This is a genomic window from Neobacillus cucumis (assembly GCF_002860255.1).
In the GTDB taxonomy this organism is placed as follows: domain Bacteria; phylum Bacillota; class Bacilli; order Bacillales; family Cytobacillaceae; genus Neobacillus; species Neobacillus cucumis_A.
Genome location: NZ_PGVE01000012.1, coordinates 101,613 through 127,726 on the forward strand (window position 1 = coordinate 101,613; position 26,114 = coordinate 127,726).

The 26,114-nt window shown below is 38.8% G+C and carries 23 protein-coding genes; 9 read left to right on the forward strand and 14 right to left on the reverse strand.

Annotated elements, in window-relative coordinates:
* Together CVD27_RS01395 and CVD27_RS01400 are read left to right on the forward strand one after the other, a co-directional pair.
* On the forward strand, positions 1-1,728 hold the full coding sequence (locus CVD27_RS01395) for an ABC transporter ATP-binding protein (protein WP_101646107.1): 1,728 nt from the start codon (positions 1-3) through the stop codon (positions 1,726-1,728).
* Positions 1,725-3,617, forward strand: a complete 1,893-nt coding sequence (locus tag CVD27_RS01400) for an ABC transporter ATP-binding protein (protein WP_101646108.1) — start codon at positions 1,725-1,727, stop codon at positions 3,615-3,617. Before CVD27_RS01395 ends, CVD27_RS01400 begins: the two co-directional genes overlap by 4 nt.
* Positions 3,618-4,133: 516 nt before the next feature.
* On the opposite strand, the gene xerS is transcribed toward CVD27_RS01400, so the two are convergent.
* On the reverse strand, positions 4,134-5,222 hold the full coding sequence (xerS, locus tag CVD27_RS01405) for a tyrosine recombinase XerS (protein WP_101646109.1): 1,089 nt from the start codon (positions 5,220-5,222) through the stop codon (positions 4,134-4,136).
* Positions 5,223-5,468: 246 nt separating this feature from the next.
* On the opposite strand from xerS, the gene CVD27_RS01410 reads away from it, so the two are divergent.
* The 4 genes from CVD27_RS01410 (at position 5,469) to CVD27_RS01425 (ending at position 8,994) form a co-directional block, all read left to right on the forward strand.
* Positions 5,469-5,738, forward strand: a complete 270-nt coding sequence (locus CVD27_RS01410; protein WP_374703032.1) for a ferritin-like domain-containing protein — start codon at positions 5,469-5,471, stop codon at positions 5,736-5,738.
* Positions 5,739-5,763: 25 nt separating this feature from the next.
* Positions 5,764-6,117, forward strand: a complete 354-nt coding sequence (locus CVD27_RS01415; protein ID WP_101646111.1) for a spore coat protein — start codon at positions 5,764-5,766, stop codon at positions 6,115-6,117.
* A gap of 269 nt (positions 6,118-6,386) precedes the next feature.
* Positions 6,387-7,586 carry an iron-containing alcohol dehydrogenase gene (locus CVD27_RS01420; RefSeq protein ID WP_101646112.1) on the forward strand — a complete coding sequence of 400 codons (1,200 nt, stop codon included), beginning with the start codon at positions 6,387-6,389 and terminating at the stop codon, positions 7,584-7,586.
* Between the two features lie 37 nt (positions 7,587-7,623).
* Positions 7,624-8,994 (forward strand): aldehyde dehydrogenase, encoded by a 1,371-nt coding sequence (locus CVD27_RS01425; protein WP_101646113.1) that lies wholly within the window; start codon positions 7,624-7,626, stop codon positions 8,992-8,994.
* Between the two features lie 79 nt (positions 8,995-9,073).
* Here the strand turns inward: CVD27_RS01425 and CVD27_RS01430 are convergent, their stop codons facing one another.
* Together CVD27_RS01430 and CVD27_RS01435 are read right to left on the reverse strand one after the other, a co-directional pair.
* Positions 9,074-9,649: a GNAT family N-acetyltransferase gene (locus tag CVD27_RS01430; protein WP_101646114.1), complete on the reverse strand. Its 576-nt coding sequence runs from the start codon at positions 9,647-9,649 to the stop codon at positions 9,074-9,076.
* Positions 9,650-9,736: 87 nt separating this feature from the next.
* Complete coding sequence (locus tag CVD27_RS01435; RefSeq protein ID WP_101646115.1) at positions 9,737-10,537, reverse strand: RDD family protein; 801 nt, start codon at positions 10,535-10,537, stop codon at positions 9,737-9,739.
* Between the two features lie 118 nt (positions 10,538-10,655).
* Between CVD27_RS01435 and CVD27_RS01440 the strand changes: the two genes are divergently transcribed.
* Positions 10,656-11,636 (forward strand): stage II sporulation protein M, encoded by a 981-nt coding sequence (locus CVD27_RS01440; RefSeq protein WP_101646116.1) that lies wholly within the window; start codon positions 10,656-10,658, stop codon positions 11,634-11,636.
* Here CVD27_RS01440 and CVD27_RS01445 read toward each other — a convergent pair.
* The 7 genes from CVD27_RS01445 to CVD27_RS01475 form a co-directional block, all read right to left on the reverse strand.
* Positions 11,614-12,972, reverse strand: a complete 1,359-nt coding sequence (locus CVD27_RS01445; RefSeq protein WP_101646117.1) for a DUF58 domain-containing protein — start codon at positions 12,970-12,972, stop codon at positions 11,614-11,616. The genes CVD27_RS01440 and CVD27_RS01445 overlap by 23 nt on opposite strands.
* Entirely contained in the window at positions 12,923-13,852 is a 930-nt protein-coding gene (locus CVD27_RS01450; RefSeq protein WP_101646118.1) for an AAA family ATPase, read from the reverse strand. Before CVD27_RS01450 ends, CVD27_RS01445 begins: the two co-directional genes overlap by 50 nt.
* The gene (locus CVD27_RS01455) at positions 13,849-14,985 is read right to left on the reverse strand and encodes a DUF4350 domain-containing protein (RefSeq protein ID WP_101646119.1); all 1,137 of its coding nucleotides are present in this window, start codon (positions 14,983-14,985) and stop codon (positions 13,849-13,851) included. The genes CVD27_RS01450 and CVD27_RS01455 overlap by 4 nt, the downstream gene beginning before the upstream one ends.
* A complete protein-coding gene (locus CVD27_RS01460) occupies positions 14,982-15,623 on the reverse strand; it encodes a DUF4129 domain-containing protein (RefSeq protein ID WP_101646120.1) in 642 nt (213 codons plus the stop codon). Before CVD27_RS01460 ends, CVD27_RS01455 begins: the two co-directional genes overlap by 4 nt.
* Positions 15,624-15,647: 24 nt before the next feature.
* Positions 15,648-16,562: a hypothetical protein gene (locus CVD27_RS01465; RefSeq protein WP_101646121.1), complete on the reverse strand. Its 915-nt coding sequence runs from the start codon at positions 16,560-16,562 to the stop codon at positions 15,648-15,650.
* 124 nt (positions 16,563-16,686) lie between these two features.
* A complete protein-coding gene (locus CVD27_RS01470) occupies positions 16,687-17,352 on the reverse strand; it encodes a response regulator (protein WP_101646122.1) in 666 nt (221 codons plus the stop codon).
* A gap of 13 nt (positions 17,353-17,365) precedes the next feature.
* Positions 17,366-19,519 (reverse strand): sensor histidine kinase, encoded by a 2,154-nt coding sequence (locus tag CVD27_RS01475; RefSeq protein WP_180960114.1) that lies wholly within the window; start codon positions 19,517-19,519, stop codon positions 17,366-17,368.
* Positions 19,520-19,711: 192 nt separating this feature from the next.
* Here CVD27_RS01475 and CVD27_RS01480 point away from each other — a divergent pair, with 192 nt between their 5' ends.
* Positions 19,712-20,401, forward strand: a complete 690-nt coding sequence (locus CVD27_RS01480) for a hypothetical protein (protein ID WP_101646124.1) — start codon at positions 19,712-19,714, stop codon at positions 20,399-20,401.
* 45 nt (positions 20,402-20,446) lie between these two features.
* On the opposite strand, the gene pepF is transcribed toward CVD27_RS01480, so the two are convergent.
* Entirely contained in the window at positions 20,447-22,234 is a 1,788-nt protein-coding gene (pepF, locus tag CVD27_RS01485; protein WP_101646125.1) for an oligoendopeptidase F, read from the reverse strand.
* A 154-nt stretch (positions 22,235-22,388) separates the two neighbouring features.
* Positions 22,389-23,339 (reverse strand): oxygen-dependent tRNA uridine(34) hydroxylase TrhO, encoded by a 951-nt coding sequence (trhO, locus tag CVD27_RS01490; RefSeq protein ID WP_101646126.1) that lies wholly within the window; start codon positions 23,337-23,339, stop codon positions 22,389-22,391.
* A gap of 200 nt (positions 23,340-23,539) precedes the next feature.
* Here trhO and CVD27_RS01495 point away from each other — a divergent pair, with 200 nt between their 5' ends.
* Positions 23,540-24,706 (forward strand): glycosyl hydrolase family 18 protein, encoded by a 1,167-nt coding sequence (locus CVD27_RS01495; RefSeq protein ID WP_101646127.1) that lies wholly within the window; start codon positions 23,540-23,542, stop codon positions 24,704-24,706.
* 41 nt (positions 24,707-24,747) lie between these two features.
* On the opposite strand, the gene CVD27_RS01500 is transcribed toward CVD27_RS01495, so the two are convergent.
* Complete coding sequence (locus CVD27_RS01500) at positions 24,748-25,746, reverse strand: LLM class flavin-dependent oxidoreductase (RefSeq protein ID WP_101646128.1); 999 nt, start codon at positions 25,744-25,746, stop codon at positions 24,748-24,750.
* 14 nt (positions 25,747-25,760) lie between these two features.
* The gene (locus tag CVD27_RS01505) at positions 25,761-26,045 is read right to left on the reverse strand and encodes a DUF3219 family protein (RefSeq protein WP_101646129.1); all 285 of its coding nucleotides are present in this window, start codon (positions 26,043-26,045) and stop codon (positions 25,761-25,763) included.
* Between the last annotated feature and the right edge of the window lie 69 nt (positions 26,046-26,114).

Consider the following 26,114-nt stretch of genomic DNA (forward strand, 5'->3'; position numbering starts at 1 on the left):
TTGTTAAAATTAAGAAAATATCTTAAACCATTTCAAATACCCATATTTCTCGTCCTAGTCCTTGTCCTGTTACAATCCCTATCAGAATTGTATTTACCAACGCTCATGTCTGATATCGTAGATAAAGGGGTGGTTACAGGTGATACCGATTATATCTGGAAAATTGGCGGTTATATGCTGCTAGTCGCTGCTGGCGGTATGGTTTGTTCTATAGCAGCAAGTTTTTTCTCAGCAAAGGCAGCGTCCGGCTTCGGAAGGTTATTACGGAGCAAAATCTTCTCACACGTAGGAAATTTCTCCTTAAGTGAGTTTGATAAGCTTGGGACAGCCTCCCTTATCACAAGGACCACAAACGATATTACCCAGATACAGCAAGTAATGATCATGATGCTCCGAATGATGGCCATGGCTCCAATGATGTGCATTGGCGGAATTATTATGGCTTATTCAAAAGATGCCAAACTTACTCTGGTTCTTGCGGTTGCGATCCCACTTTTAATTGTAGCTATTGTCGTGATTGCTAGAAAAGGGATGCCATTGTTTAAAGCGATGCAAGTAAAGTTAGATAAACTCAATCGTGTTTTAAGAGAGAACTTAACAGGTATTCGGGTTATTCGTTCTTTTAACCGCGTGGAGCATGAGAAAAAAAGATTTGATGAAGCGAACTGGGATTTAACTCAAACGGCAATTAAGGTCAATAAAATTATGGCTGCGATGATGCCGGTCATGATGATTGTCTTAAACCTTACTACCGTTGCGATTATTTGGTTTGGAGGCCACCGGATCAGCAATGGGCATATGGAAGTGGGGGATATGATGGCATTTATTCAATATGCCATGCAAATCATGTTCTCGTTCATTATGTTATCCATGATGTTTGTTATGATTCCAAGAGCATCCGTTTCAGCTGTAAGAATAAATGAGGTATTAGATACAACAGCAGATATTAAAGATCCAGATGCCGTTAGAACAACAAATGGACAGAAAGGCCATGTGGAGTTTCGGGATGTTACTTTCAGCTATCCTGGTGCTGAAATGCCTGCCATTTCTAATATTTCTTTTTCCATGAATCCTGCCGAAGTCACAGCTATTATTGGAGGAACTGGCTCTGGTAAATCCACACTGATTAATTTAATCCCTCGATTTTATGATGTTGACAGTGGTCAAGTGCTCGTAGACGGAGTAGATGTCCAAGAGATGACACAAGAACAGCTTCGTCACAAAATTGGTTTTGTACCACAGCAGGCCGTTCTGTTTACTGGAACCATTGCAGAGAATATCCGCTATGGGAAAGAAGATGCCTCAGAAAAGGAAGTCCATCATGCGGCAGAAATTGCTCAGGCCAATGAATTTATCTCCTCTATGCCTGAAGGTTTTGATTCGATTATTGCGCAAGGGGGAACAAATGTTTCAGGCGGTCAAAAACAGCGCTTATCGATTGCCCGTGCACTAGTGAGAAAGCCTGAAATTTATATTTTTGATGATAGTTTTTCAGCGCTAGATTTTAAAACAGATGCAAAGCTTCGTGCGGCCCTAAAAGAAGAAACCGTTCATTCTACTGTTCTTATTGTGGCACAACGGGTGAGTACCATTATGGATGCGGATCGAATTATCGTTTTAGACGATGGAAAGATTTCCGGAATTGGTACGCATAAAGACCTTATGGAATCATGTTCTGTTTATCGTGAAATCGTGATGTCACAGCTGTCAGAGGAGGAGATTGCATGAGTAAGGATTCTATGAATCACGGGTCCGGACATGGGGCGGGAGCACAAAGACCGGGCCCAGGCGGGGGATTCGGACCTCGAGGAATGGGGATGCCTGTTCAAAAAGCAAAAGATTTTAAGGGAACACTTAAAAGACTTGTAATCTACCTAAAACCTTTTAAATTACAGCTGTTATTAGTATTAATTACAGCCATTTTCAGTACAGTCTTTTCGATTGTCAGCCCAAAAATCATGGGTAAAGCCACCACAAAGCTCTTTGAAGGCTTAATGATGATGTTTAAGGGTGTTCCAGGAGCAAAAATAGATTTTACCTATATCGGTCATATTATTATCCTACTAATAGGACTTTATATCTTAAGTGCCATATTTGCTTATTTACAAGGTTATTTAATGGCTGGTGTGGCTCAAAAGACCGTTTATAACCTAAGAACAGAAGTAGAGGAGAAGCTTAATCGTCTGCCGCTTAAATATTTTGACTCCCGGACACACGGGGAAATTCTAAGCAGAGCGGTCAACGATGTAGATAATATCAGTACCACACTTCAGCAAAGCTTAACTCAGCTGATTACATCTGTTGTTACCATCATTGGTGTTATCGTAATGATGCTGTCAATTAGCCCATTAATGACATTGATTGTGGTCGTCACACTACCACTGAGCTTCATTGCTACTGCAAGTATTGCGAAAAAGTCGCAGCAGTACTTTAAAGGACAGCAAAAATCCTTAGGCCAGTTGAACGGCCATGTGGAGGAAATGTATACGGGCCATAAAGTCATAAAAGTCTTTGGACATGAAAAGAAATCCATTGAACAGTTTGAAGAAATCAACGAAAAGCTCTACCAGTCAGGCTGGAAGGCACAATTTGTTTCAGGGATGATTCTGCCGCTTATGTCCTTTATCAATAATATCGGATATGTACTTGTTTCAGTGGCCGGTGGTATTTTGGTCACTAAAAAAGCGATAGAGATTGGCGACATCCAAGCCTTTATCCAATATGCACGTCAGTTTTCACAACCAATTGCCCAAACAGCACAAATTGCGAATGTTATTCAATCAACCATTGCCAGTGCGGAACGTGTTTTTGAAATCTTAGACGAAACAGAAGAGGTTCCAGAAGCAGTCGAGCCAAAAGAAATTCAAACGCCACAAGGCAATGTTAGCTTTGAACATGTTTCCTTTGGCTATAAAGATAATGAATTATTGATTGAAGATATGAATATCGATGTGAAATCAGGTCAAAAGGTTGCTATTGTCGGACCAACTGGGGCCGGAAAAACCACTCTAATTAATTTGTTAATGAGATTCTATGAACTGAACTCTGGCCGAATTTTAATTGACGGAATCGATACGAGGGACTTAAAAAGAGAGAAACTAAGAAGTTTATTTGGAATGGTACTTCAGGATACATGGCTTTTTAATAGTACGATTCGTGATAATATCGCCTACGGACGAGAAGGCGCAACAGAAATGGAAGTTGTGGCTGCTGCTAAAGCTGCTAATGCTGACCACTTTATCCGCACACTACCGGATGGATACGATACGATTTTAAATGAAGAAGCATCCAATATTTCGCAAGGTCAGAAACAATTGCTTACCATTGCACGGGCCATCTTAGCGGATCCTTCCATACTAATTCTTGATGAAGCAACCAGCAGCGTTGATACTCGTACCGAAGTCCAGATTCAAAAGGCCATGGACTATTTGATGAAGGGACGAACTAGTTTTGTGATTGCACACCGCTTATCAACGATTCGCGATGCCGATTTAATTTTGGTCATGAATAACGGTACCGTTATTGAAAAAGGGACTCACACAGAATTATTAGAACAGGGCGGATTCTATGCTGATTTATATAATAGTCAGTTTACCGGTCAGAAAAATGTAGGTTAATGTACGGCGCTTAGGGTTTTCCTAAGCGCTTTTTTGCAGGTTTTTCCATAAATGGCTTTTAAAGACATAAGGGAAGGGAGGAAGTATAATTTGGAAGCACACACAAGAGAAGTTCTTGAAGACAAAAAAGAGGTAATTTTAGTCGTACATGACCTCTAGAGAGGCTGTTGAAGACAAAAAGGAGGTTATTTTAACCCAGAATGTCCTCAAGTAGGGCTATTAAAGACAAAAAGGAAGGAATTTTAGATCAAAATGTCTTCAAGAGGGGCTATTGAAGACAAAAAGGAAGGAATTTTAGATCAAAATGTCCTCAAGAGGGACTATTGAAGACAAAAAGGAGGAAATCTTAGCCGGAGTTGTTATCAAGAAAAGTTTTTTGATCGTAAAAATTTATTTCGTCTCAATTTCTTAAGTATACTTAACAATTGAGACGATAAACATTTTTTGTTACATAATAATATTATGTAAACCGATAAAAATAAAAAACCGCCAGGAAAAAGGCAGTTTTTCTTATATCTACTCCATTTCTTCTTTTGGCATATCCATTTTATCTACAGCAATTTTTAAATCATCATTCTTTATATGTGTATAAATCATCGTAGTCTGTATCGATGAATGACCTAATTGACGTCTTAATTTCGGTACATCATTAATTTCTGCATGATATCTGGTAGCAAAGGAATGCCTCAATTTATGCACCGATAATGATGGTTTGCCAAATGCCGTAGCATATTTTTCAATTAGTTTTTCAACAGATCGTGCAGTAAGCCTTCGTGATTTTCCTTTAGGTCCCATCGGTGCGGAGATAAATAAGGCTTTATTGGTTTTATCCACTTTATACTTTGAAACTCTAACGGAAAGATATTCCTGAAGATCAGCCATCGCAACCTGGCTGAAGTAAACGAATTGTTCTTTATTTCCTTTTCTAATCACTCTGACACAGTATTTACTAAAATCAATATCATCTAATTCAATTCCAACTAATTCAGATAAACGGAGCCCTGATCCTAAAATCAAAGAAACAATCGCCGTATCACGCTCTTTATTCAACATATAAAAGTTATAAAGCTTCTTATTTTCTTTGTTTAATTCGCCGTAATCATTTGCAACAAATAAACGAAATTTTTCGTATTCGTCGCCAAGGAGAATTTTACCTTCCATTTTATTTGCTTTCGTTTCCATACTGTCTTTCACTTCATTGAATTCGATTTTAGCCATGACATTTCGATTAATATAAGGCTTTAAATCTGGTGTTTCAGCGATATTTTGCAGGTAATTGAATAAAGACTTTAAAGCCGATAATTTCCGATTTACCGTCAATTCCTTGTTTTCTAATTGATAATGTAGATAGTTTAGGAAGCTTTCAACCTCTAAAACTGTCATAAGTTCCAGGCGTTCTAACGGGATATCCTTAACTGATCCTTGAAAAATCTGCTCAGAAATCATCCAATTAAAAAAAATCTTGTAGTCATGACAGTAATTAAATAACGATGCAGTCGAAAGTTTCCGCAGCTTGTGATTTATATATTCTTCAACATACCAAGGGAGCTCGTTAAGTAAGCTTTGTAATTTTTTAAAATTAGTTTGTTTATCCTGATTTACCATAAAAACACCTCTCTTCTAAATTTTACCTCACCCACTTTATTACGTCAAATTTATATTTTACGTAATAATATATTTGTTAATATCTAACCCCTTTTCGTCCATAAAAAGCCCAAATTCTAAAATTTAGGGCCATTACTTCAGAAACGATTTTATATACATTTTGTGTCTTTTTAATAAAATTACTTCCTTTTGCTCATTCTATATTTGGAAAGATATCAAAATTAAAAAGGAGTTAATCTTATGCAAATGATGCAAAATAATCAGCCACCTATTCCTAATCCACCACGAGCCATTACTACAAAAGATATTTTGTATTTAAAGGATGCTATGTCATGGGAACTGCTAGCATTTAAGAAATTTCATGGAATGGCACAGCAAGTGCAAAATCCACAATTTAAGCAAGAACTCGATAAAGTCGGACGAATGCATCAAAATCATTATCAAAGAATCCTGTCACACCTTCAAATCGATAATAATGCAGCTTTAGCAAGCTTACCTAATACGCAGCTACAGTAATCTTAAAAAAATCGGAGGTTAAGTCATGCAAAATCAACAATTGCAACAAGGCCAAAACAAAAATCAAATTGCCAATCCGCAAACGGGTGAACTGCCAAAAGTTAAGACTCCAGAAATGAATGACCGTGACTTTATTAATGATGCACTTAGTACTTGCAAGTATTTAACAGACAGCTTAAATATTGCAGTTCGCGAAGCAAGTCATGATCAACTCCATCAAGAATTGCTGCAAATTCTAAATGAAACGCACCAAAGCAGCCGCCAACTATATAACTTAATGTTCCAGCATGGCTGGTATAAACTTGAGGCTGAAGAACAGCAAAAGATTGATCAGGCTTATCAGCAATTTAGCAATTATTCTTCGCAGTTCCCATACTAGACACGAAAGCCTAGGATACTAGGCTTTTTTACTTTCTTCCCCTCCCTTCTTTTTTCCTGCTATCGAGCCAAAGAAAATATAAATTTTCTAAATTTTAATTATATTCATAAAACTAACTTGACTTTTCGAAATTAAATACGTTATAAAATTTGTATACCCTTATAGGTTTATAAGAAATTTTCCTTTGGAAGCTCACTGTGTATTTTGGCGGATTTTATTCTCAAGAAGCCTAGCTTGTGTAAGAAAATTAAATAAAGCGAGGTAATATTATGTACAAAGCTTATTGTAGAACGTTTCAAGTAGTCATGAAAACGACCTCCTACCTCCTTCCTTGGAGAGAACCAGAAGTATTAGCAGGAGAAAATAGCTTAAGACAACTAGCCAAACTTATTAGTATGCAAGGAATGGAGAACGTTTTAATCGTGACCGATCAAGGAATTATCTCGGTTGGAATCATGAATGAGTTTCTAGAAGATTTACAAAGTGAAAATATTAATTACGTCATCTATGACAAAACCGTGCCGAATCCCACCATCGAAAATATTGAGGAAGCCTATCAAATGTATACAGAAAATAATTGTCAGGGCATCGTTGCATTTGGTGGTGGTTCACCGATGGATTGTGCAAAAGGTGTCGGCGCCCGGGTAGTAAAACCGAACAAAAAAATACCTGAAATGAAAGGTATATTAAAGGTATTAAAGAACCTCCCTCCCTTCTTTGCGATTCCAACCACAGCTGGAACAGGCAGTGAAGCCACTCTTGCTGCTGTCGTATCTAATAGCAAAACACATGAAAAATATGCCATAATGGATCCATCCCTCATCCCTCATTTTGCCGTATTAGATCCCTTGTTAACGGTCAAGCTCCCACCTCATATTACAGCAGCAACAGGTATGGATGCTTTGACACATGCTGTTGAGGCATACATTGGCAAAAGTAATTCAAAGGATACACTTAAGTACAGTATTGAAGCTGTAGAATTAATTTTTGAAAACCTTTATGAGTCGTATTCTAACGGGACTAATCTCACTGCCCGCTCCAATATGCAAAAAGCTGCTTACCTGGCTGGAATGGCTTTTACCCGGGCCTATGTTGGTTATGTACATGCGATTGCCCATACTCTTGGTGGATTTTATTCCGTTCCCCATGGCCTGGCGAATGCCATTATTCTGCCTTATGTCCTAGAGTATTACGGCGATTCCGTTCACAAGCCTTTAGCAGAGCTTGCTGAAGTAGTCGGAATTACCACACCAGGAGACCGTACCGAACAAAAGGCAGTGAAATTTATAGAAGCAATCAAAAATTTGAATGACAGAATGAATATCCCTAAAAAAGTAATTGGAATTCTTGAAGAGGATCTTCCGCTTATGGTCGAGCGGGCATTAAAAGAAGCAAATCCGCTTTACCCTGTTCCGCGAATCCTTTTTAAAGATGATCTCCTTCACCTTTATCAACGGATAAAGGAATAGGTGTCTTTCAAATCTTAAAATTAAAGGTGGCTGAACAATGGAGATTTATAGTTCTCTCATTACCAAGCAAAAATCATTTTTCAAAACAGAGCAAACGAAAAATGTTTCGTTCCGTCTTGAAGCACTGCAAAGATTACGAAATGCCATTAAAAATAATGAAAAATCACTAATGGAAGCCCTAAGAGCGGATTTAAATAAATCGGAGTTCGATGCATACACTTCAGAAATTGGTTTTGTTCTTGAAGAATTACGCTTTACGATAAAATATTTACGTTCATGGGCTGCACCCAAAAAAGTTAAAACACCGGTAACCCATATTGGATCAAACAGTTATATTTATCCGGAACCATATGGAGTGGCATTAATTATTGCACCATGGAACTATCCCTTTCAATTGGCAGTAGCACCGTTAATTGGTGCGATTGCTGCCGGAAATTGCGCGATTATCAAACCATCTGAATTAACCCCTAAGACTTCAGAAGTTTTAGAGAACCTAATCCATGAAATCTTTCCAGAGGAGTATATTGCGGTAGTCCAAGGCGGTGTAGAAACAAGTCAGGCCCTATTGAATGAACAGCTTGACTACATCTTTTTCACAGGGAGTGTACCTGTAGGAAAAATGATTATGGAAGCAGCTGCTAAACATTTAACTCCAGTAACCTTAGAATTAGGTGGAAAAAGTCCTTGTATTGTGCATAAGGATGCTAATCTCAAGCTAGCTGCCAAACGGATTGCCTGGGGGAAATTTACTAATGCAGGACAAACCTGTATCGCTCCGGATTATCTCTATGTTCATAAACATATTAAATATGAATTCCTGAAGCAATTCAAGGAAACAACTATTGAATTGTATGGACAGGAACCTTTAAAAAATCCGGACTTTACACGAATTGTAAGTGAAAGACACTTTAATCGGCTTTCTTCCTTTTTTGACAATGGGCAATTATTTATGGGTGGAAATACGAATAAGGAACGATTAACCATTGAGCCTACCGTTTTAACTGATATCACTTGGGATGATTCTATCATGAAAGATGAAATTTTTGGACCGCTCCTTCCTGTGTTAGAATATGACAACTTAACAGAGGTCGTTGAGGGAATCCATCATCATCCGAAACCGCTTGCCCTTTATATCTTTACGGAAGATAACAACATACAAGACGAAGTCTTAACTAAGGTTTCCTTCGGCGGCGGTTGTGTGAACGATACCGTCTATCACTTTGTTTCACCATATCTTCCATTTGGGGGTGTCGGTACAAGCGGGATCGGAGCTTACCATGGGAAAGGGAATTTTGACACCTTCTCTCACCAGAAAAGTGTCCTAAAACAAACGACGAAATTTGATATTCCGTTTCGTTATCCAAATGTGAAAAACGGACTCGAGAAAATAAAATTATTTATGAAATAAAAAAAGGCCCGATCCTCCATTTTTGTGAGGTCGGGCCTTACTCATATAATCACTTTTAAATGAACTAAAATAATGGATTCTATAGATTTTCAAATATATTACCATTTTCTGTCTCTTGATTAAAGGTCAAAACCTCTTCAACGGGTTGATAAGATTCACCATAGAAGCGCTTGTCTTTATAAGTATGTATTAAGTTATATGTTTTTTTCATGGCTTCAAAAATCATTTCTTCCGACTCATGATTTGGAGCCCAGTAAAGAATTTCCATTTTATTAATTTCATTTGTTGCTAATGACCTTCTTGCATATCCAATTGACTCTGCGTGTTCAAAGCCTTCTCGCTTATAAAAACGAAGACGTTTTTCTGTATCGCTGTCTTCATATTTTACAGGCTCTACCTCCAAAATAATCGGTTTCCCCTTACCCTTCATTTTTTCCAATAGTTTGTGGCCCAGCCCCTGGCCACGGGCATCTTTAGAAACGAAAAGATAATCGATGAAGATAAAATTATCCAGCTCTACATACATTAGAACATGATTGGGACCCTCGTCCTTATGATATATTTCGGACCGTTCTTTAAGCAAAGTCTCCATATGCTCCTTTGATTTCATTTCTTCAATCGGAAAATACTGGTTTAATTTCTCGTACCAATGCATGGACATACTCCCTTTTAAAATTGATAATACATAGAAGAAGTATGTACTATTTGAAGGATTTAATACTGAAACTTCAAGTGATAAATACTAAAGCTCAAATTCCCATTCATCCTTAAGAATCAGATAAATAATAAGAATCATATCTTCTAATTCCCTTTCTGTTTTTCCTGCTGAATCAAGTCCTGTTTTAGGAAGCAAAATGTCAGCAATCTGTTTTGTCAGTTGATTTCTTTCCTTAAGCGGGAGTTGAGTAAATCGATTCGCATAAGTACTAACTAACTTCCAATCCTTTGATGTAAAAGACTTTAACGTCCATTCATCTAATAATAGATTATTTTGACTTAGTCCTCTAAGATTGATTTCTTTTTCAATTGGTGTAAGCTTCTTCTTTTTGGCCTTGCGTTCATGAACGACAATCGTACCGGCCACAAGATCGCCAAGCCGTTTATGTTTCGGATGGAAAAAGATCATAATAATACCAAGAAAATACGCAGTAGGGAGCGAATCAATCAAACGAATCAGGTTTCGAATAAAACTTGCTAGTAATGTAATGCTGTGCCCGTTTTCTTGAATCACTCTAATTCCTACGATCTTTTTGCCTAGGGTTCTTCCTCCCGAAAAGAATTCGAAGAAGAAAAAGTATCCCCAATTGATAATAAACAAACCGATGATCACAATCGCAACGGGAAAAGAGCTGTGCGAAAGAAAAACAGGCAGGGGTTCCATTCCAACCATAACAAAATAGAGCACCACAATGCTCAATATATTTACAAGCATGAGCAGCGCCTGATCAATAATAAACGCAGCCGCTCGGCTCCCTAACCCGGCGATTTGAAATTGAATGGCGACATATTCTGGAGTTTTTATATCTAAATAATCTTCCTTCATCTAATTTCCCCCTTGATCTTGTTGAATTTTCTTTGGTTTCTGTTTCTATTTTTCTACTATTTTTCTATAATAAGGGAAAGCATAAATTTTACATAGTTCCGTAAAAGAAGGTGTCAAAATGAATATCAAGCAATTTGTGAAAATGCACCGGGAAGAATGGAAACAATTAGAACAATTAGTCACTATTTTAAGCAAACAGAAAAGAGTCTATACAGGAGAGACCATAAACCAGTTCCACCGACTTTATCAAAAAGCAGCACAAAATCTTTCTTATAGTCAAACCTATTATCCAAATGAAGAAATTACCCCTTACTTAAATGGGCTTGTCTCAAAAGCACACAACCTATTATACAAAGACCAAGTTTCTAGCTTTAAACAGATCCGTTATTTCTTCAGCACCAAATTTATTGGTTTATTGTTAGAACAATGGAAGTTTGTTGTGGCAGCCATGATTTTGTTTTTAATTGGTGCGATTGGAAGCTTCCTTTCGGTAATGAATGATCCGCTGCATATATATTCGATTCTCCCAGCGGAAATAGCACAAGGTGTTGATCCAGAGAAATTAGGAAAAGGAGCAGGTACAGTAGATTCATCCCTGATGTCAGCGAGCATTATGACCAATAATATTAAAGTCGCCATCTTCGCCTTCGCTGGTGGAATTACCTTTGGACTTGTCACTGCTTATTTAATGGTTTCCAATGGAATCATTATTGGTGCCCTTGCTGCCCTTTTTTGGCATCACGGCAAATCCTATGATTTTTGGGCTTACATTGTTCCGCATGGAATGATCGAGCTTACAGCCATCTTTATCGCCGGAGGTGCCGGACTTTTAATGGGCTATAAGCTCTTTGTTCCAGGACAATACACAAGAGGCTGGCAATTAAAGCGTCATGCGAAACGGTCAGTTCAACTCCTTCTAGGTACCATTCCCTTGTTTGTCATTGCTGGTATCATTGAAGGCTTCATTACACCAGCTAAGATTTCATTAGAAACAAAATATTTCGTTGCCGTTTTCACTATAGTCGGCCTTATCTTGTATATGATTATCGGAAAACTAAAGTTCGCCAAATCACAGCCTATAGAAGATTTTGATTTATAATTTCAATATAACGGGAAACTGCTGTTACAGCCAATTTTTCCTCGCTGGCCTCTATCATTTGGAGGCCTCTTTTTTCCCATTTATTCTTTTCCCGTTTTTTTATTAATACTTGCTGCTGGGCAATACTTTTCACCATGGCTTGATGCACCGTATCAGGCTTTTCTTTTAGCCTGCTAACTAGTGTCTCGTCTTCCACCCCAATCATAAAGAACATATGACGCTGACGAAGACGTTGTAAATATACTAGAGCACTTTCTTCATGTAAGAAAGATGAAACATCGCTGAATAGTAAAAGCAGACTTCGTTTCTTTTGGACGGTTTCCAAATAACGTAAAACCGCACCATAATTTGATTCAGCGGGATTTACCTTTACATTGTAAATGGCTTGCAAAATAGTTTGTAAGTGTGCTAACCCCTTTGCAGGAGGAACATAGACATGAATCTTATTTGAAAAAGCAAGCATGGAAACATAGTCGCCTTTTTTTAATGCGGCCGCGGTAACTGTCATAGCTGCTTCTAACGCTCTTTCCAAACGGTTCCCCTTTGTTAGTTCAGCTCCCATCATCCGTCCGCAATCAATTAAAATGGTAATATATTTACCGTGCTCGGGTTCATAGTCATTTGTCATAATTTCTTGCAGCTTAGCCGTCTGCCTCCAATTGATCTTTCGGGGGTCATCCCCGACCACATAGTTGCGAATTTTTGCAAAATCTCCTACACCGCTTTTTTGCCTGCGGATTTTTAAACCTTCATACTTTAAAAAGGCTTGGGCATTTTCTAAGTATTGTTTTGTTTCTGTTAAATCGGGAATGACTTTTACGGTTTCAGCTAAATCAACGGTTGTTTGTTTTTCCCATAACCCCAAAAGGCTGCTGTACCGAAAATAAAGCTTTTGAACCAGATAATTCCCCCTAATATAAGCAGTTGTTTGATAGGTAATGACTGCAGCTGTATCCTTCGAAATATGTCCTTTTATCGGAAACGGCCTGTCAAAGGACTGTGGCAGGCCGTCTAAGATTCGGTAATGAAGAGCAGAGGCAGAGGAATTACTAACCTCAATTTCAATAGGGTAAGTTACACCTCTTTCCATTTCCTTTGGCAATGCCCTTTTAAACGAGAGCTGACGCTTGCTGGGGGAAAAAAGCAAGTCTAAGATACTGACACAGAATACAAATAGATTAAAGGTGATGACAAATGTCCATGAGAGTCCTAACAGAGAGCTTATGACGAATATGAGAGAAAGGATAAGGTAGACGAGTAACAGCCTTTTGGTCGGAAGGATCCCCTTATCTTGGAACAGGAACCGAGCCCACAAGCTCTTCAATGATTTGGTCAACGGTTGCTCCCTCCAATTCTATGTGCGGAGATAATTGAAGCCGATGTCTTAAAGCTGGTTTAGCAACCATTTTGATATCATCTGGTGTTACATAGTCTCTTCCTGAGAGATAGGCCCATGCTTGAGCTGCCTTACCAATCGAAATCCCGGCTCTCGTACTTGCTCCAAAGCGAATCGATTCCGACTCCCGTGTTCTTCTGACGATTTGAAGAATGTACCCAAGTACAGTCTCACTAAGGGTAACTTTTTCTATTTCTTTTCTTACCGCAATAAAAGTCTCCATATCCAGGATAGATGTAAGCTGGCTTTCTTCAAAGCTATTTTCAATCACCATTTTTAAAACATTTCTTTCTTCATCAAATGAGGGAAAATCAATATAAAGTTTAAATAAAAAGCGGTCCTGCTGAGCTTCTGGAAGAGGGTATGTACCTTCAAATTCTATCGGGTTTTGAGTAGCTACCACAAAAAACACATCCGGCAAATGGTAGGTTTCCCCTTGAATTGTTACTTGCTTTTCTTCCATCGCTTCTAACAAGGCTGCTTGTGTTTTGGCAGGGGTCCGATTAATTTCATCTGCTAATAAAATATTGGTGAATATAGGTCCTTTCAGTGTTTGGAAGCTGCTCTCTTTCATGTTATAAATTGTACTGCCCGTAATATCACTTGGCAAAAGATCAGGAGTAAATTGAATTCGGTTAAAGCTGCCGCCAAGGAGGCCTGCCAATGTCCGGACCATTTGCGTTTTACCGGTGCCTGGAACACCTTCCAAAAGGACATGTCCTCCTGAGAGAATTGCCGATAGAAGGAGCTTAAGATTTAGCCGCTGCCCTAAGATCCGTTCCTCATATTTTTCTAATAGGGATATGATTTCTGTTTTCATGATTCAACCTCGTTTCGTAATTCCTCTAGTTTTCTTGACCATAATAGGTATTCCTGTTGATTGATTTTGTCCTGATTTAATATGGCCGCTATCCCGCCTAGAAAAGTTTGAATTTCATTCGCAGGCATTTTCAGCCACTTCCTCTCAAAATAGGGGCTAAGATCTTGCCAGTCCTTACTATAAGGAATCTGCCATTGTTCTTGCAGTAATAGTTTGACATAATCCGCTTGAACTCGGAGTGAATCTTGATAACGCCTGCCTCTAAGATACCAGGCCGCAATCGCCTGGATTTTCTCATCACTATACCTGACCCACTCTTCTCGAGGGCTTAATAACGGCCCAAACCGTTTCCCCTTGTACCACAGCCAAAGTACTACTAGTAGTATTCCTTGTAAAATTAGAACAAGAAACCATTTTGGATAAACAGTTAAAATGGAGGATTCATTTTCCCCTCCATGTATATATTCATCAAACAAGATGGAATCCGCTTTTCCTTGTTTTAATAGAAGAAAACTTAATGGTAAATGGTCCTTTTTTAATAGCTTCTCATTGGTCATCCACTGAGGGGTAATTGCCATAATTAGTTGACCTTTACCATAGGCTCTTTTTGCAGCAATTGCACCAGACTGATCAGAAAGGAGAATATCATCGTTCTTCACAGTACGTATTCGAATGTCCGAATCAACTTCAGCTCGATACGTTTTACCGTTTTCATCCTTGACCTTCGTCCACTTATCACTTTGAGAAGAACCCCTTTGAATATAATCCGTCTCAATATTAAACATTCCCTTTGGATTGGTTTGCATAAGCAGAATGGTATTCCCTGCTTCCATAAAATTAATATATTGCTGCATCCATTTTTTTTCAGGTGTAAAAGCGGGACCCACCATTACAAGCAGTTGATTATGTTTCTCTTTAGGGAGTAAATCGGGCGAATGAATCCAGCTTTTCACCTCTTTTTCTTTTTTTAGGTATGTATATAATGCCTTAACACCTGTGGGAGAAGGAGAGACAGTGACATAACTTGGATAGATCTCTGGCTTTGGTTGATAAGCAAAATAGCTAACGGCTATAAATAACAATAAAAGTGCGATAAACCAAAGCAATCCTTGTTTTTTCGAATGAGTCTTCATTGATGCTGTTCCATCCCCCTTTCTCCCAACATGTTATGGATTTTTGTACGAAACGGTTGAAATTCTTCAGGACTCACGTAATGTTGACCGTAGGTAACATTTTCGAAAAACTGAGCCAGGTCATTAAATTGATCGGCTTTATGCTGGCTTACTTTCCTTAGTTCTTCGAAGTAATCCCAATTGGTTTTCCATATTCTCGCTTCAAGCCATTCCTTCTCGTGAAAAAAAAGCAGCATGGCAAGAAAAAGGTGGCGGGTAGAACCTGTAAGGTCCTCGCTGGCTTCCAATTTTTCCGCTTCCTCTAGGTGCCGCATGTATGTCCAATTCCTATCTTTTAGGGATTGAAGCGGTTTCTGTTTCCGCAGCAGCCGATTTCTTCGTGTATTCCGGATAAGAATAAAGGCTGTGACGGTTAACAGTAAAAGGATGACCACCATTACGGTGATCAAAATTACACTGGAAGCACTGCTAGCGGATTTAACCGAAGGGAATAGTTTTTCAAGCTGTGTGGCAATCCATTCTTTTGCCTTTTCCCACCATGTTTCGATTAACCCCTTCGACTGTTTGTAATAAATTTGGTATTCTTCTTTTTTTAATATCGTTTGAATATCATCTCTTGCTTTGTTTGCATTTAACATAACCATCACCTAACATATAGGTTTTCAGATCGATTGATAATCTTCTATCATTTCCTTTAAATCATCAGCATCATTTCTAGTCTTTAAATCAAGGTACATAATACCGTAACCAACAGAAAAAATCATTGTTGTAAATAAGGAGGCTAAGTTGGTTATAAGTCCTAATAAAACACTGTTGCCCAATAACGCGCCAAACGTCATTTGGACGGCAAAGCTAATGATGGAAACAATTAAATAAAAAACAATATATAATCCAAACAGTCCCCAGGTCCGTTTTCGTGACAGGCGCCAGCTTCTTAAAAATCCAGGTGATACCTTATCAAGGACAACGGAGCCAAAATAAAAGCTCCAGCGTGTGATTAACAAGCCCATGCCAATGGCGAAACCAATAAACAACAGTACTCCGACCAATATGCCTAAAACTGGATGGACAACCGCTGCCAAAGCACCGCCTGAAAAAGCAACAATTAAAATAGGGATTAGGATAATTCCTAAAAGCATAAGCCCAAACAAAATCGAACTGCCCAGCATCGGAAAAAATCGGCGAAATGCTTGCTTAACCACAGAGCTAACCGAAAACTCTTCCTCCTTACGGATATGATTAACAGCGAACAGGATGGCTGCCTCCGCAACTGGAAAAAGTAAGCCGCTTAATAAAGCAACGACAATTAAGCCGATATCCGCACCAAAGCCGCTTGAATCAATGGAACCGGAATTTTCGAAGCTTGAGAGTATTTGTTCATACCATTGCCCGCCTGTACCCATCTCCCTAAAAAAGCTTGTTCCGGTAGCCATTTGAATAATTGCTTGGAGCAAGTAGACCGGTCCCATAAAAATAATTAAAATCATGAAAAATTCCTTAAAGCGATTTTTACACAAACTAAAGGTGTGATCCAAAATTTCCCCAAAAGCTTTTGGTTTTTTAAACTTAGAATCCAAATTCTTTTCCCCCTATAATTTTTGTATATCAGATATATTTTAACAAAACTTTATAGTAAAATGCTGTAAATAATCACAAAAACTGGCCAGACTCAATAATTATGAGTCTGGCCTGCTTTTATGATTATTCTTCGGTTCCCTCTTCATTTCCTAAACGTGACTCTTTTACCAAATGAATAGCTTCTTCTCGATCAGCAACTTGTAGTTTGTTAAGAATATTGGTGACATAATTAGAGACTGTTTTCCCACTAATCTTTAGCTTCGCAGCTATACCTGAATTGATAGTCCCGTCTGCCATCAAATAGAGGACCTCCCGCTCCCGCTCCGTTAAATCAGGAAAAGCTTCTCGAGGTGCTGCCGGCCGGGCCATTGCAAAGTAATCGATCATTCTAGAAGCAATTCCTGGGCTAAAGATAGCACCGCCATTTGCTACGGCCCGGATTGCGTTTAACAAATCCTCTTTCTCCGCATCCTTTAACACATATCCTTTAGCACCAGCCCTCATAGCAGCGAAGACAGAATGATCATCCTGGAACATTGTCAAAATCAAAATTTGTGTAGTTGGGTTATACTTTATAATTTCCCTAGTTGCTTCAATTCCATTACATCCTGACATCCGAAGGTCCATCAAAATCACATCAGGAATAAGAGATTGCGCCATTTGAATAGCTATCTCTCCTGAAGTTGCTTCCCCAACTACTTCCAAGTCTGGTGTGGTCAAAAACAGGGTTTTTACACCGTGACGGAAAAGAGGGTGATCGTCAACTATTAAAATTCTAACCTTTTTCATGTTCTTCCCCCATTTAATCATTATTAACCGGCAAAAATACAGTGATTGCTGTTCCTCTATGTCCATTGGTCTCCAGTTGAAACCGTCCGCCTAATTCTGTAGCTCTTTCATTCATTGAACCAATCCCGATTCCTGAGTTCTTCTCTCTTTTTCTTACAGGATCAACACCAATTCCGTCATCTTCTATACATATCACTAATCCTTTTTCACCTGTATAGGAAAACGCAAAACTTATCAAACAATTCTTTGCTTTAGAATGGCGAATCAAATTTACAATTGCTTCCGTTGTTATTCGGTAAGCAGCAACCTCCACTGCAGCAGGTAAATCAGGCAGTTTGCCAGGGGTATTTAAAGTAAAGACTACCCTGTCGGTTTCTGCTGCACTTCGCTGAGTCGCACTAGCTGCTGACAAATCTTTTATCCGTTCATGAATGGACCCAATTAAGCCCATTTCGTCGAGAGTAGGTGGTCGCAAATCATATACTAAACCGCGGATTTCTGAAACAGTTTGGCGAATTGTTGTCCGTAATTCTCCGAGAATATCCTTAGTGGCGTAAGGATTACTATCTACTAATTCCTCTGCAGCTGCAGCCGTCAATGCTAATGCAGCAAGACGAGGAGCTAAGTCATCATGAAGATTGCTTCTTAACTTTCTCCGTTCCTCTTCTCTAGCATATACGATCGTCTCCCTCGATTCTTGCAAATCTTCAGCTAATAGTTTTAAATCTTTGGACACTTTGGCACTTTGAACGACGACACTGGCTTGTCGTATTAGCATATCGATGAATTTTTGATCGGAAGAAGTAAAGGACTCCCCAGGAGCGCGTCGTGACAACTTTATTTCCCCTATATCATCTCCCTGATAAACTAGACGGTACGACAGGTAATCATGACTAAAAATACCTTCTTCCGCTGTTACTACTGTTTCACCATTTTGATAAAGTGATAAAGATGCATAAGGAATTTTTAAGGAGTCTTTAATGGTTCTTACCACTAGCTGCAATACAGAATCCGGATCATTCGGTTGTTCTAATTCCTTTGCCATACGAAATAAAACCGTATAAGGCTCCTCGTTTTCTCCGAACATTCTTCTGTTAATAAATCGCTGAACCTTAGCTTTTACAGGTGCAAACAAGACAGCAACAATCCCTGTTGCAATAAGTGAACTAATCAGATTGTTGCTTGATTGAAACAACAAACCTGAATACCAAACCCCGATAACATAAACAATGACCGTACAAGCAGTCATAATTACGTATACCAGGGTTCGGTTGACAATGAAGTCAATATCCCATAAACGTTGTTTCATCATTGCCATCAAAATGGCTGCTGGAATAATCAGCATGGTGCTATGAATCCCTATTTCCATGTAAAACAGATGGTTTGGCATTGTCTGGATCTTTTTTTCCGTAACAATAAACAAAGCAGTTAAGCTAAATAGCCCAAGTAAGGCAATCACCACACCGTATACTACCCATTTGGCCTGCTGCTTTTCTACTGGAGTTAAGATATGTCTATATCGATAAATCTGAACAAACAACAAGCTGCCAATCCAGATAATAAACCAGCATCCAAATAACCATTTAGACATGTATTGTAAATCAACATAGGTCTTTGGAAAAATCATTCCCGGAATACGGAGAAGGATCACCATAAAACATAAGTATTTAGACCAGATAGGGGCGAACCGTCCATTGGGAAAGAGGAAAAAGAAAAGTATAAAGGCTGCCATTCCTCCCGCTTCAATGATCTGAACTAGGATACTTAATAAAGGATGAATGACCTTTAGCCCCCACATAATTGGAGTAAAGGTCCCTCCTAGAGAAATAAGCATGTAGCTTCCTAGGAGTCCAATTATGTCAGTCGATTTTTTCCACAAAATCACTAAACCAATAAGGATATAAACCAATCCAAAAACAATATATATTGTGTCGTAGGCAAAAGAATACTCTTCTGGTGTAATGCCATGGTCTTTCAGCCACTGATTCCCAGGGGCAGGGTTATAAAAGGCTTCACAGCTCAGAGTGATACAATTGTTTTTAATATATTGGTAGTATTGTGGGGCACTGACGATAAAAAGAATCACAGTAAGCAAACTTATTGTTATGACCGTCCTGCGCAGCAAGACAATCTTACTGTTAGAAAATAAAGGAGTCGTCGATACCATAAACTCTTCTCCCATCAATCAAGTGATAGGGAAATTGTACCAATAATCAGATTGTTCTGTAAATGTTATTTTTAGATTCCCGGTTTAGTTCCTACTCTTCGGGAAGAAGTGCCTCTACCGGCCGGGTAATGGTGGGATGATATGATTCAGGTGTAAACAAAAAACAAACAAAATGACACAGGAGGAATATCAATGATTACCGTTCCAAAAGGGTTTCTAAAGTTTAGCGGGTTCATGTTATTAATAGGGGGAATGATGGGGTTTACCGGGCAGCTAATTCATCTCGGTGATGTACCAGAAACGGTAAAAGATATCCCAGATTTTCTTAAGGGAGCTGTAAATATCCATGTTCTTTTAGCCTATGCATCGACATTGATCCTAATCGGTTTGCCAGCCCTATTTTTACGGCAGTCTGCTGGTTTAAAATGGTGGGGATGGATAGCCTTTCCTTTATTGTTTATAGGTTTAATGTTTGAAATTTTTCATGGTCCAGTACAAATTATCGCCTACCCAATCATCTTTGATTTTGTTCACACAGCGAAAGATTTGCAGCATGTTAGTAATCTATTAAACAGCATGGCTATTGATCGTTTCCCATTACAGCTTGCCATTTTTATTCCACTTATCCCAGGTATCTTTATTGGGCTTATTTTATTAGGAATCTCTGCTCTCCGTGCAAAGGTTTTACCTAAGGCACCCGCCATCTTTACATTAGTGGTTTTAGTTATTCAAATCATCGGCATGGTGGTCCCTGTTCATATTCACCTGCTAGAAATTTCTTTTGCTTATATTCACCTCATTTTTGTCTGGTTCGGGACGATATTAGCCTTTGAAAAAGCAACAACCTCTTCCGTTCAAGAGGGCAAAAAGCTTTCAATTTAACCACAAAAAAACCCGAGGCGTTGTTCATACCTCGGGTTTCCTCGTTTAGATTTGGGAGAACTCTTCGACGAGCTCCCCGAAACGTTTAAGGGCGTTTTGAATTGGGTCTGGTGTAGTTAAATCCACACCAGTCTTTTTCAGTAACTCAAGCGGATAGTCAGAGCTTCCACTCTTTAAAAATTCTAAATAAGAGTGGATGGTTTCTTGATCTCCTTCTAAAATCTTTGTCGCTAAATGGATGGCAGATGCAAAGCCTGTCGCGTATTTATACACATAGAACGGGCGATAGAAGTGTGGAATTCTGGACCAGCCGTATTTGACTTCCTCATCAAAAATGATTGTCTCTCCATTGTATTCTCTAAACAAAGTTTCATACGTTTGATTGAACACTTCCACGTTTAATGGAATGCCTCTCTCGGCCATGTCATGTGTCTTCATTTCAAACTCGGCAAACATGACTTGAGTGAAAAAAGTGCCCTTAAATTGATCGATAAAATGATTAAGCAGGTGTTTACGAACTTCAGGATCAGATTCGTTATTTAATAAATAGTTGATTAGGAGAACCTCATTTACAGTCGAAGCTACTTCTGCTACAAAAATACTGTAACCAGCCGTGATTTGCGGCTGATACTGTGAACTTAATTTGCTGTGGACTCCATGCCCGCATTCATGGACCAAGGTAAATAAACTATCTAAATCGTCCTGGTGATTTAATAGTATATAGGGATGTACACCATAGACACCCAAATTATAAGCACCAGATCGTTTACCTGGTGTTTCGCGGACATCAATATAGCACTTATCTTTAAACTCTTTTAAAATAGTAAGATAATCTTCCCCTAAAGGAGCGAGAGCTTTTAACATGGTTTCATACGCTTCTTCGTACGAAATGACTTGTTTTACCCCGCTGACAAGCGGAACACTCATATCATATTGACGAATTTCATCCAGTTTTAATTTCTCCTTGCGAATCCTTGTATACTGGTGAAGGGGACTAATATTGTCTTTTGTTGTTTGAATCAGATTTTCATATACCTCTCTTGGGACATTATCTCCAAACAGTGCTTTTTCAAGCGCCGATGGATAGTGGCGGATTTTAGCTAAGGTTACATTATTTTTGATAGCTGCTGAAAGGGTAGCGGCAATTGAATTTTTCAATTGAACATAAGGCTGGTAATAAGCCTTATAAGCTTCTCTCCGCTTTTCACGGTCCTCATCTTCAATTAATTTCGAATACATGCCTCGTGTTAATTCAATCCGGTCACCATTTTCATTGGTTACTTCTCCGAATTTAATATCTGCATTATTGATCATTCCAAAAGTATGACCAGGAACCGATAAAGCTTCTCCTAATTTGGATAGGATTTCTTCTTGCTCCTTGCTTAAAACATGCTCTTTATAACGGAAGGAATCAAGTAAATCTTCTTCAAAGTAGGTTAATCTTCCCTCTTCTTTGATATAACTCCTTAAGGTTTCTTCATCTAAGCTAAGTAAATATGGCATAAAGAAGGAAGTGGCCGCACTGACTTTTACACTAAGCTGCTTCGCCTTATCTAAGTAGGATTGCGGCAAGGTCTCTCTTGTATTCTCATCTACCATTAGCATGGCATAGGCGTAAACTTTGTTAAAATGGAAAGATAGTTCTTCTCTCTGTTTGAGGTATTCATATAGAGAATGACCATCATGAATGTTTCCGTCGAATTTCTTTAAGGAGACAGTGATTTCCTCAATTAACTGGTAATCATTCTCCCATTTCTCGATTTTAGGATAAATATCTGATAAATTCCATTTTTCATGAACGGGGACTTCGTTTCTGTTTGTATAGGTGGTCATGGACCTGCTCCCTTCAGGGTATTCTATTTTTCTTTAAAAAAGAAAATAACTCACAAGTATATTCCATATGTATCAATGAATTTCCTTTTTTATGTTATGAAAACGTATGGGAAAAGAAAAACAGGCCATAAACATGACCTGCTTACTCTTTTTATTAGTTATGGCTTAACGCCATTAATCTTTCATTTACTTCTTCTTCCGTTAATCCATGCTGAGCAACATAGCGGTTTCTTGGGTGAACCCGGCATTCATGCGAACAGCTTCGTAAGTGTTTGTGCTCATTTTCTTCTGAGCACAGGATTTTTTTGTTACATTCAGGGTTCGCACAGTTTACATATCGCTCACATGGTTCACCTGTGTAGTAATCCTTGCCGACCACGACATGCTCTTTGTGATTAACTGGAACACTAATGCGCTCATCGAACACATATAGCTGTCCGTCCCATAAATCTCCTTGAACTTCAGGGTCTTTTCCGTAAGTAACAATTCCGCCTTCAAGCTGTGATACATCTTCAAAGCCTTCCTGACGCAGCCAGCCGGAGAATTTTTCACAACGAATCCCGCCCGTACAATACGTAAGGATTTTTTTGCCTTCAAATTGCTCTTTATTTTCTCTAATCCATTCTGGAAGGTCGCGGAAGTTTAAAATATCTGGACGTACGGCGCCTCTGAAATGACCGAGATCAAATTCATAATCATTACGGGCATCGATCACAACTGTATCTTCTCTTTGCATTGCCTCAAAAAATTCTTTTGGCTTTAAATGATTACCTGTTAATACGTTAGGATCAATGTCGTCTTCCAAACGTAAAGTGACAAGCTCTTGTCGGAAACGGACCTTCATTTTTTTGAAAGCATGCTCAGATGCTTCATCAATTTTAAACCAAGTTCCTGTAAACAACGGATGCTCGTTCATGTATTTCATATAAGCGTCCGTCTGTTCTACAGTCCCTGACACCGTACCATTAATCCCCTCAGAAGCAATAATAATCCGACCCTTTAGTCCAAGATCATGGCAAAATTGACGGTGCTCATTTGCCACTTCCTCAGCATTCTCAATTGGTACATATTTATAATAAAGTAACACTCTATATTCTTGATTCATTATTAACCACCCTTAAATCTTTATATTAAAAATAATCTAGTTTTCATCATTAACCTTAATATTATATCAGAAACTGAGTATCCTTTCAAATCTATTTACCCAGGTAATTAATTGGTGCTTCATAAGGTGGATATTACCAGCCATACTTCTACACTATATCTGTTACAATTTTTATAGAATTTGAAGGAGGATACCATCCTATGAAAAAACGTAATCTCCTCCTTGCATTGGTAATCGTTCTTACCTTTCTTGGAGGAATCTATACAGGGATCCAATTTACATCATCCAAATCTGAGAACCAACCAGTTAAATTTAAAAAGGCTCCTCAATCAGCGATTAAGCCAGAGACTAAAGAGTTACCCAAAGTGGAAAAGAGAACTTCTAAAGTGCTCATCGGTTATATACAAGATTTCCGTGATCCAAATCAAGTGGATTACAGTAAATTAACTCATGTAATTTTCTCATTTGCCCACCCGACAAAGGATGGCGGTATCTTACTGAATGGTGATTCGGCGTTAAAAAACCTGCGAACAACTGTGGCAAACGCCAAAAAATCAAATACAAAAGTGATGTTAGCTGTCGGCGGCTGGTTTCATATGAACGGCGGAGAATCCTATCCCTATTTTAAAGCAGCCATCTCTAATCCAACATCCCGGACAAAGCTAGTGAACGGGCTTACTAGTTTAGCAGACCGTGAGAATCTCGATGGAATAGATATTGATTTCGAACATCCCCATTCAAAAGCGGATGCTGAAAATCTTGCCGCTTTTGCAAAGGAATTAAGCGCGCAGCTTCATCCGAAAAAGAAAGAAGTTTCTGTAGCTGTTTATTCTAAGATCCATGCCGTGACTCTCACTGAAGTCGGCTTCGTCCAATACGAACCATCCATGTTTCAAGACGTGGACCATGTTAATATTATGGCCTATGACGGACAATGGGACGATGGCTATCATGCAGCTAATCTATCACCGTATCCATTTACAGAGAAGATCGTCAACTATTGGTCCCGTTTGTTTGAAGAACAAAACATTTCAAAAGAAAAATTAGTGCTCGGGGTTCCTTTTTATGCCCAGCCAACAGATCCTAAAATTAAGCAGGTATCCTACGGTGCCATCATTAACCAAAGTCCCGCAAATGCGAATAGGGATACTGTTAATATGAACGGAACTACCTACTATTATAACGGTTCATCCACCATGAAAAAGAAAACCCAACTGGCAGTAGATCATGGGTTCGGTGGAATGATGTTATGGGAGCTCGGTCTTGATGCAAAAGGCACCTATAGTTTGACAAGTTCTATTTCTGAAACAATAGAAAATTCGGCTCATTCTCCTGTGAAATACTATACGGTCGTAAAGGCCCAATAAAACGAAAGGCTGTACGCTCCTTTTCGAGCGTGCAGCCTTTTTTAAGAATGAAAAATCCCCTCAGCTATCAATTGATAGGATTTCACTCTATCTGCTGGAGAGTGGGTAATCGTTACAACCATAATTTCATCAGCTTGATATAGTTTAGCGATTTCACTTAGCTTTTTAGCAACCTTCTTTGGGTTGCCAATAATCATATTTTCCATCATTTTCCTCGCAGTTTCTCGTTCTTTGTCATCTAGCTTATACTGCTTTGCTTCTAAAACGGATGGAACGCCGCCTTCCTCTCCCTTGCCTCGTTTGATTCTCCAAACAATTGAACTTAATGCCATTTCTTCCGCCTTTTCATCTGTCTCTGCGCATATGGCATTCACTGTTACAATCACTTCGGGCTTATCATTTTGTTTTCTAGGTTTAAAAGAAGTTAGATATTGTTGAATAATCTCTTCACCGTCGTTATCACTCATGAACTGTCCAAACGCGTAAGCCATTCCATTTTCTGCAGCTAAGATGGCACTTTTTTTACTGGTTCCGAGCAGCCATGGTGAAGGAGATACTGGTGGAACGGGAGATGCCGATAATTTTTTAAACTCATGATCAGGAGGAAAATCATTTTCCAAAAAGTGGAGGAGCTCTGTTACAGATTTTGGCATGTTCCACACCTGTTGTAAAAAGTTATCAGACAAGGCATTTGACGCCTCCGCTGACCCGCCTGGGGCCCTTCCAATCCCGATATCAATCCGGCCGGGAAAAAGCGTAGCAAGCATATTGTAGACTTCTGCTATTTTAAAAGGTTTATAATGCGGAAGTAAAACCGCTCCTGAACCAATTCTAATCCTTGAGGTGTTGGCACCGATATAACTTAACATCACTTCTGGCGCAGAGCAAGCAAGACCTGGCAAATCATGATGTTCGGCAATCCAATAACGGATATAACCGAATTTTTCTCCCATCTGGGCCAACTTCATCGATTCGTTCAGAGCTTCACGTGCGGTTTGATTAGATGAAATTGGAGCTTGGTCTAGGATACTTAGTTTCACGACTCCCATCTCCTTTAATCGTGTTTTTCAAGCAGACTAACCTTAAATTCCCCCACCTGATCCCTTTCGTATAAGTTGGTAATCGAAGTAGAATATTCTTGAATTGAAGCTTTGAACGCTAGATGTCTTTCTGGTATTTTCACATCGAAGGTACCTTTATAAAGCAAGGTGGTAATATCATGGTAATCCATACTTGTTACCATAAAAATCACAGTTATTTTATATAAATTATTTATTTTTTCTTCTTCGTAATGTTTTAATTTAATACAGGTATCATTTATAACCAATTCGGTCACCAAATTAATCGTCTCCTTAGTCATATCTACATAAAGAATAACACTAGGAAATTCCTCAATCAATCAATGGAA